Genomic DNA, 8,162 nt, shown 5'->3' with positions numbered 1-8,162 from the left:
AACGTCGGAATGCCGCTACAAAGGCGACTGCCTTGGCACTTGCCCCAAGTGCGAGGCCGAGGTGCGCTACCTTGAGCAGCAGTTGCGTGCCCGCTCCCTTGCCGGAAAGGCGGTGACGCTGGCCGGAATATCGGCAGCGGCACTCGCCATGCTTATGCCTGCGGAAGCAGACGCTCAGGCAAGGCAAGAGGCGCAAGGCGTTTTGAAAGGAAGCGTGGCAGTAGCCGCATATACAATCAGAGTCAAAGGCACTGTGCTTGGCGAAGAAACAACGTCTGACGGCAATGTGGTAAAAGAGCCTTTGGTTGGGGCTACAATAACAAACCGCCACGATGCCGTCGGGGCAGTGACTGATGTAGACGGCAGGTTTGATATACCGGCTTGCATCGGCGATACTTTGGAAGTGAGATATATCGGTTACAAAACGCAGACGATTGCCGTGACTGAAGGAATGGGTGATGCCGCAGTTGTTCTTGCATTGGCACCGTCGTTACAGGGCGAAGTACTGGACGGCATGGTTCCGGTAATCAAACGTGGCGTAATACATTACCTTGACCTGAACGTGATAGACGAGCACGGCAACCCCATTGACAACGATGACATATATGTTGAACGCATTTGGATGGATGGCGAAAGTGAGAAAGATTGCCTGCGCATAGACGTCGAATATATCGACGAGAAGCATCCTTGCCGTATTTACTGGGACTATGGCTATGGAATGAAAGGTGCAGACGGAAAGCCTGTTAAAGAAGCGACATTCCGCATAGAGGCCGAAGGCTACGGCGTCCCCGTGACAATAAAGGTAAGGTATCCAAAGCGAAAGGCAAGGAAAACCGTAAGGTTTAAGCACAAAGATGAGCGGACAGATGGATAGAAGGTATAAGATGGTGCAATATATGGTTTGGGCGCAGCTTGTGCTTTTGGCCATTGTCGCTGCATTTGTGTGCCTCACTGGTGAGGACGTCATGTGGCGGTGGGATTTGCCTTTTTGGTTCCTGTCTGCCGGACTTCTGCTCGGACTGCTTGCTTGGCCAATAAGCCGGGGAACAGAAAAGCCTATGGTGCTCAAATGGTGGCTCAGGATTGATTTCCTGTTCTCGTTGGCAGTGGCACTTCCTGTTTGGTTTCTGACTGGGTTGGTCTTTTCTTCACGTCGTCTTTGCGCCACGTATGGCGATTATGTCCTTTATCGGCAAGGCGGCTTTATGGCAAAGCCATGCCTACATTTAGGAAAAAAAGAGGGGCTGCTGATTCGCGATCTTAAACATTCGATTGACGAATTTGGATTTGACACCGACATCGAATGCTTCAGGGTCGACACACTGAAAGGCTGTTGGTATGGCCTTGGTGGCCGGCCGAGTCCGACGGTGTGGGTGTGCCCTTTAGATTCAATCAGATATCAACGACATGCCAATGAGGTTATGAATCTCATTGATAGCTTGTGGCAGGCGCAGCCATTGCTCACAGATAAGTCGTATGGCACGTTTGTGTTTCCCGACGATTTCAGCACTTTGCGTTATACTTGCGAATTTGTAGATTACACGGACTCTACAACTTTTTTCATTGATTACAGTAGCGTGGATAGTGTGACAGTGGAATATTATGATTCCGTTCACAAGCGGCTCTCATTTCCCAGAGACTCTGTCGGTATGCACGGTCCGCGGGAAATAAGGGAGTTTGTGAACTCTAAAATCAGGAATGGGCAAGGTGTAAAGGCCGGGCGCTAAACGTATAGTGGAGGCAGAGCCGATTATTACGCCATAGTCAATTATATAAAGACATTGCCAGCCCCATCAACAAAAGCATGCGGAGCATGTTCGGTGGGCCAACATCTATTTGGGCATAAACTTTATTTTTCAATCATAGTGTGGTGTTTTGAAATAAAATAGTGTATCTTTGCATTTGAATGAATCTACCTCAGGTCGGGTGATATGGCCCGATATGCCGCCATTTGATTGTCGGCACGAGGTTGTCGCCTTTGCGATAAGGCGTAGCAGCCAAGCGCAACTCGGTTGCCGGCACGTGGACAGAGTGTTCGCGTTGGCATAATATTTAATGTGGAAACAAAGCAAATGGCGCTAAGCCAACCAATGGGATGAGCCCGTTGCTCAAAGCATGGCACCATTGGTTTATGGCATCATTGGGCGCCATGGAGTGTGAAATTAAGCAAGGATAAACGCGGATGTTCACTTGGCTTGCTCAACAAGCACTATGCTGTTGCCCGTGGTGCTAAATACACCAATGCGGTTTTAATAATTGATTTACTATTAATGAAGGAATGCGTATAATAGGTAATTTGTTGTGGTGGCTTTTCGGTGGGCTTGAAGCGGCCATCGGGTATTTCACCGGGAGTGTGGCAATGGCCATCACCATAATAGGCATACCAGTGGCTTTGCAAACATTCAAGCTTGGCTTGCTTTGTTTGTGGCCTTTTGGTGCAGTAGTAAAGGAAACGGATGGGCCAACGGGTTGCATCCGTATTCCACTGAATATACTTTGGATTGTCTTTGGCGGACTGTGGTCATGGCTGATGCATGTGTTCTTTGGGGCATTGCTATTTGTGTCAATCATAGGCATTCCATTTGCAAAGCAGCACTTCAAGATGGCAAGGCTTTCGCTTGCGCCATTTGGAAAAACTGTAGAATTGAACATGTGGTGAGGCATGCCGAACTCATTAAGTAATCTGTTGGCTATGCATCACGTTAGTCAAATGAATTAAAATAATAACCAGAATGAAGAAAATATTGTTTATCATCGGTTCCCTGCGTAAGGAATCGTTCAATAGAAAGCTCGCCGAAGAGGCTGAGCGTTTGTTGCAAGGTCGGGCAATTGTGGAGTATCTTGATTATTCCGATGTGCCCCTGATGAACCAGGACATCGAATTTCCTGCGCCTGATGCCGTGAGGAAGGTGAGGGATAAAGTGGCAGAAGTTGATGCACTATGGATATTCTCACCGGAATACAACTACAGTTATCCAGGTCACTTGAAAAACCTGATTGACTGGCTTTCACGTCCGCTTGTGGCAGGAGACCAGCAGACGCCTTTGGCCATCAACGGGAAGAAAGTTGCCCTGAGCGGTGCCGGTGGGACTGCGGCTACAGCCAAGTGTAGAGAGAAATTGATGGAGCTGCTCACACTGCCGTTCATTCGTGCAGACATCATGGTAAAGCCGCAGACAGGCATCCAGCTTAACCTGGAGGCATGGACAGAGGGGCGCGTGATTATGACAAACGAGCAAAGGGAACAGTTGAAACAACAGGTGGATTCTTTCTTGGAATACATTGGATAAAACAATAGTATAACGATATAGACACATCAAAACATTAATAATTTAAGTTCAGAGAATTATGGAAGCAAAAGAAATGGTATTGGCAACAATGAAGGAGGCTGGCCAGCCTTTGAATGCGGGTAAGATTGCAGAACTGAGCGGGCTCGACCGCAAGGAAGTGGATAAGGCCATGAAGCAGTTAAAGGAAGAGGGGGCAATAGTCTCTCCTGTTCGTTGCAAATGGGCTCCTGCAGAGTAGCTGAATGTTATTGTAGCCGTCTTTGGGGAATAGCCTGATTATTGTTTTATTCTGTAGCCACTGCAACAGGTTCGGCGACAAGCGAATAATCAGTTAATCATCCCAAATAGCTTATTATGGTTTAAGCAACGGGCCCTATGCAAGGGGCTTACTTACAAGAGGCTGTGCCAAATGTGTGGCACAGCCTCTTGATGTAATGATTACAAAAGTCAAATGACTGTTTCATGCTGCCCTTTGTTTTAGCCTCCTTGTTGGTATTTCTTTGGTGAAATGCCAAATCTTTCCTTGAAGATTTTCGCAAAATAGTTGGGCTTGCTTATGCCGACCTTGTAGCAGACCTCGGCCACAGTGGTGGTCTCGTCCTTAAGCAGTTGGGCCGCCTTGTCTAAGCGTTTCGCCTTTATATAGTCGGCCGGAGGCTGTCCGGTCAGTGCCTTCATCTTTTTGAAGAAGTGGGTTCTGCTGTATCCCATGGCTTTGGCAACTTCATCCACCGAGAGCATCGGGTCGCACAAATGCCCGTCAATCCACATGTCCACAGAGTCAAGCAAACGCTTGTCACGTTCGTCTGTTATAATCAGTGGCAATATGGCCTTTTGTCGTGCCGATTTTTTCGTGTATTGCTCTTTCAGACGGTCGTTTTTCTCTATCAGGCTAACGGCTGTTGTTATTAGTAGCTCAGGGTCAAATGGTTTCGTGATGTATGCGTCGGCTCCGTTTTTCAGACCCTTTATCCTCTTGTCGTCACAGGTCAGTGCCGTCAGCAAGATGACCGGTACGTCTTTGGTGTTCTCGTTGTTGCGCACCCTTGCCGTGAACTCCAATCCGTCCATCAGGGGCATCATTATGTCGCTGATGATGAGGTCGGCCTGCAGGTCTTCCAGTGTGTGGAGAGCTTCAATCCCGTCCATGGCCGTGTGTACGGTAAATATCCTCTGCATTGTTTCGCGCAGATATTCCATGACGTCGGCGTCGTCCTCAACAATAAGCACCTTGCGGTCGTTCATAGGCTGTGCTGCCAGTTCGTGGTATGCTCTGCCATTACCCTCTTGGGCATGCTCAAGTAGCAGGTGTCCGGGAGCCATAAAGTCTTCTTCACAATAAACACCCTTGTCTGTTGGCAGTTCCACGGTGAAGATTGATCCTTTGGGAACGTTTGGCATGAAACTGATGCTGCCTTTGTGAACCTCCACCAAGGCCTTGGTAAGGTTTAGTCCGATTCCGATGCTGTCATTGGAAAACGTGCTTTGCATGAACCTTTGGAATAGTTCCGGTTGCTTTTCCTTAGGTATGCCTACACCATTATCTTCCACGCGAATAATCATCTTGTTGTCCTTAAAGCCGAGTCTCACCGTGATTTCACCCTGGCAAGGCGTGTATTTGAAAGCGTTTGACAGTAGATTGTAGGCAATCTTGTCTAAATGCCCCTTGTCTACAAACACCATTCTCGACTTTTCCTGCGGTATGAACATGTAGTTTATGCGTTTGTTTTCGGCAATGTCCTTGAAACTGAAGAATATCTCCTTGATAAATTTCACCACGTCGGTTTCTTCTAATGCAAGCCTGAGCTTGTTGTTCTGCATCTTACGGAACTCAAGGAGCTGGTTTACAAGTCTCATCATCCTGTTGACGCTCTTCTGCATGTTGCTTATTGGCTGTTGCATCCCGGCCGGTATGTCTTGGTTGCCGATGCTCTGCATGGCTCCGCGTATTATAGTCAATGGTGTGCGGAACTCGTGCGATATGTTGGTGAACGTCTGCAATTTATATTCTGTGAGCTTGTTCTCAATGGCGATGCGCTGGCGTAGCCTGTAGACGGTGCGCAGTTGACGGAACACCGCGGTTCCAACTATGGCAGCCAAGGCCATGTATATTGCGCATGCCCACCAAGTGCTCCACCACGGTTGCCTGATGGTGATAGCCATCCGTCTCTCTTCGCTTGGGCGCGGTCCGTTGTCATGTGCCCTGACCATGAATATGTATCTTCCCGGAGGCAGGTTCTTGTATGATGCGAAGCTGTAGGCAGAGGGTTCGCTCCAGCCCTTGTCATAGCCTTCGAGGTAGTAGCTGTAGCGCGTTCCCATGGCCGACTTGAAGTTGAACATAGAGAATCTTATGGTCAATGAGTTCCTGTTGTACGGCAGGGTGATGGCTTCTTCGTTGTCGGGTGCACCGTCTATAGGCGAATCGTTGCCCATGAGTCCGGCCGAGACCCCGTTGATAAGTATGTCGGTGATGGTAAGTCGGTTTGCGGTTCCGTTTTCGTTTGCGGCCCTTGTTGGGTCGTAAATCACAATCCCCCTGTTTGTGCCGAAAGCAAGTTTCCCGTCGGGCATGCGGCATACGCAGTTGTCGGCATAGAAGTTCTGCACGGGGTCGTATTCGTTGTATCTGTACCATATTTTGCCGTCTCGTGGGTCATAGCATGTTATGCCTTTGTTGGTTCCCATCCATATTACGCCCAGGTCGTCTTCTATCATTGAGCGGACATCATTGGATATAAGTCCTTTTATTGGCGTAATTTGCCATTTTCTGTTTTGCTTTCCTATGCTCTTTGTGGCGTCTATCCTGTAGGCGCCGTTGCCTGCTGTTCCTATGTATATGTGTCCGTTGGTGTCTTCAAATATGCAGCATACATTGCAGTGAGCCAAGTCAGCAGCGGGTATGATGCGTGTGAATGCGTCGCTATTATTAATAAGTTCGTCAGGATAGAATCGATACAGGCCACTTTCAGCCCCAACCCAAATGGCTCCGGCCTTGTCTTGCAGCATTACCCTCGGCGAGAAGTTTTCGCCGAAAAAGTGGCGGAATGTTATGGTTCCGTCATTGTTGGTAGTAACAAGGTCGAGGTGGGCCTCTGCGGCTGCCACCCAAATGCGGCCCTTGCTGTCGCAGAGCATATGCAGAATGTTGTTGGCCGACACCGTTCGGCTGTCTTTGGGGTCGTGGCGCAGCCATTTTCTGCCTTTGGCGAGTATTCCCTCCTGCCTTGTCCCTATCCACGTGTTGCCGTTGATGTCTGAGCAAATGGAGTGTACGTCGAGTCCGCTTATGGTCGGACGGGGCGGTATGTGCATGCTGTGGTCTGTCTTGTATACGTCGGCGAATGTGTTGGCAATAAACAAAGTGCTGTCTGGCATCCACCTCATCACATAGACCTGGTTGGCCCGTTGGTTGCCGGCATGCGGGTTAAGCAGCTTGACAGCCGTGTCGTTGTCTTGTACGGTGAGGCATACTGCGCCGTTAAATTCGTCGGCAACCCATACATCTTCATTCCTGTCCATGCACATGTCTATGATGAAATCCGACGAAATAAGGCCAGAGTCATGGCGTATGTGGCGAGCGGTTTGCGTCTTGCGGTCATAAACGGTTATGCCGCATCCGTTTGTCGACACCCATATAAGGTTGTTCTTCCTTGAAGTGACGATTTTGTATTTCTTGCTGTTTACCAGCGGGAAGAGGTCTTTGTCGAACACTCGCATATTTATGACTTCGCGTGTGTTGCGGTCAATAAACCATATTAGCCCCGTTGTGTCTACAACAACCATGTTGCCGAGGTTGTCGTTGATAACGTTCCCGCCATTGTCTATTACAGTCTTGAATTGTGCGAGGGCTTGCATGTCTGTCTTTGTTGTGCGCACGCTGTCGTAGACGTGTTGTTTCTTCCGAGCGGGCAGATCAACGAATCTGTTACTGTTTACATCGAATATTGACAGCTTGCCTCCCAGTTCGACAATGAGCAGTCTGTCGTCGGGCAGCCTGTACAGTCCGCTGATATGGTTGTTGTTGAGCAGCTTCGTGTTCCCGCTTTCAGAATATTTGTATGTCGTGTAGAAATAGTTGTCGAAGCGGTAAAGGCCTCCGGGCGTACCCATCCAGATGAATCCTTTGGAGTCTTGTATGATGTTTCTTACATTGTTGTCGGGCAGTCCGTTTTCTGAGTTAAATTTGCGTGAAAAGATGTCCATGCCTTCCAAAGGGCAGGCACAAAACAAGTTTATGATTGTTAGTATTGATATTAAGATATTGCGCATGTTGCAAATTTAAGCATTTGTGATGTATTGTCCAAGAAAAGCCCGTTGTTTTTATTGTCATTGTTTATTTTCAGAATGCTTTAAATGCACCATTCAACTCCAGGGTGTTTGTAGTAGCTCCTGTGCGTATCCGTTGCAATGTAGTTATGACAGACCTGAGCATTTGCCCAATTCAGGCTCTATGAGCCTTGGCAAAAGGTTCGCATTAAGCCTGCAACTGTGTGGCGGTTGGCGCAGATGTGTTGGTTTTTGTCCGGAATGTTCCCCGCCGGTGTCCTTTTTCCATTGTGCAACACAACAGGCGGTTGTTGCCCGTTTACCTGCAAGCGTGGCCCAGTCTGTCGATATGGCCCGTTCTGCACTGCAGAACGGCCTTTTCCAATCTGAGAAACGGCCGGTTTTACGGGCTAAAACGGGCCAAATCACAACTCGCTGGCAGCCAGGTAGTTTGCATAAACAGCCATTGCGCCACGAAAACATGGTTAAAATTGACAGTTGTAATTAATCAAAGGCATCATATAATAAGGCCTGCCATGCAGGCACAGCCGATGATGGTCTTGTCAAACAATCGCATCGCTGGTGGCAATGACGTTTAATGTA

Annotated in this window: 6 protein-coding genes; 5 read left to right on the top strand and 1 reads right to left on the bottom strand. The window is 48.5% G+C overall.

Translation table 11 applies throughout. From position 1 onward, the window contains the following. The 5 genes from H6B30_RS14400 to H6B30_RS14380 form a co-directional block, all read left to right on the top strand. On the top strand, positions 1 to 874 hold an 874-nt coding region (locus H6B30_RS14400; protein ID WP_205111802.1), incomplete at its 5' end, for a carboxypeptidase-like regulatory domain-containing protein. After that, on the top strand, positions 867 to 1,727 hold the full coding sequence (locus tag H6B30_RS14395; protein WP_205111800.1) for a hypothetical protein: 861 nt from the start codon (positions 867 to 869) through the stop codon (positions 1,725 to 1,727). The genes H6B30_RS14400 and H6B30_RS14395, both read left to right, overlap by 8 nt. Positions 1,728 to 2,278: 551 nt before the next feature. Continuing rightward, positions 2,279 to 2,659, top strand: coding sequence for a YccF domain-containing protein (locus tag H6B30_RS14390; RefSeq protein WP_205111798.1), 381 nt, complete (start codon positions 2,279 to 2,281; stop codon positions 2,657 to 2,659). A 73-nt stretch (positions 2,660 to 2,732) separates the two neighbouring features. Continuing rightward, positions 2,733 to 3,290: an NADPH-dependent FMN reductase gene (locus H6B30_RS14385; RefSeq protein WP_205111796.1), complete on the top strand. Its 558-nt coding sequence runs from the start codon at positions 2,733 to 2,735 to the stop codon at positions 3,288 to 3,290. A 58-nt stretch (positions 3,291 to 3,348) separates the two neighbouring features. Continuing rightward, complete coding sequence (locus H6B30_RS14380; protein ID WP_205111794.1) at positions 3,349 to 3,528, top strand: transcriptional regulator; 180 nt, start codon at positions 3,349 to 3,351, stop codon at positions 3,526 to 3,528. A gap of 239 nt (positions 3,529 to 3,767) precedes the next feature. On the opposite strand, the gene H6B30_RS14375 is transcribed toward H6B30_RS14380, so the two are convergent. Beyond that, positions 3,768 to 7,496 carry a hybrid sensor histidine kinase/response regulator transcription factor gene (locus H6B30_RS14375; protein WP_205111792.1) on the bottom strand — a complete coding sequence of 1,243 codons (3,729 nt, stop codon included), beginning with the start codon at positions 7,494 to 7,496 and terminating at the stop codon, positions 3,768 to 3,770. Between the last annotated feature and the right edge of the window lie 666 nt (positions 7,497 to 8,162).

The sequence above is a fragment of the Marseilla massiliensis genome, assembly GCF_016899955.1.
Lineage (GTDB): Bacteria > Bacteroidota > Bacteroidia > Bacteroidales > Bacteroidaceae > Prevotella > Prevotella intestinigallinarum.
This window is presented reverse-complemented; position numbering and strand designations above follow the sequence as displayed.